Origin of the sequence: Herbiconiux daphne (genome assembly GCF_024979295.1) — a bacterium.
Lineage (GTDB): Bacteria > Actinomycetota > Actinomycetes > Actinomycetales > Microbacteriaceae > Herbiconiux > Herbiconiux daphnes.
Window position 1 is genome coordinate 1 of the sequence record NZ_JANLCJ010000667.1, and the last position, 561, is coordinate 561.

The following is a 561-nucleotide window of genomic DNA, read 5'->3' on the forward strand; positions in this document are numbered from 1 at the left end:
AGAACGCACACAAGAAGCCATTGCAAGCCGTAGAGAGCAAGGCTTGCCAGTGGGTAGACCAATTGCCACGGACACGACAAAAGCGGTGCAGGATTGCAAAGAGAACGGATTAACGCAAGCACAAACAGCGGAGAAATTAAATGTATCGATCCGAACTGTTAAATATCACTGGAAAAGGTAATAAGGTTAATGGCAAGCGAAAGTTATAAAAAATGGTCGGTTGATTGGTGTTTAAAAAACCCGGATGTGATAACCAGAGTCAATCAATTACACGATGAAGGGTATAACCAACACCAGATAGCAGATATAACAAACATTTCAAGATTCCACATTCAAACAATCATGCGTTTACGCAAACGAGATGATGAAATCTACCAATAACCAGCAATAAAACATAAATAAGGGTAAGCAAATAGCTTACCATTTCCCTAGAATCTGTTAAAAACCACTGGAATAAATAATGAGCGTTGATGATATTAAAAAGCTGATAGATAAATATGAACTAAATCAAAACATAGGGTTATCGCTGTATGTGTCAACGTTAGAGGTAATAGAGAAAGC

At 38.0% G+C, this 561-nt stretch carries 1 protein-coding gene; it reads left to right on the forward strand.

Annotated features, from left to right (window positions below; genetic code table 11):
- A partial coding sequence (locus tag N1032_RS27045; protein WP_259543787.1) for a MalT transcriptional regulator family protein occupies positions 1–181 on the forward strand: 181 nt, incomplete at its 5' end.
- Positions 182–561: the final 380 nt, after the last annotated feature.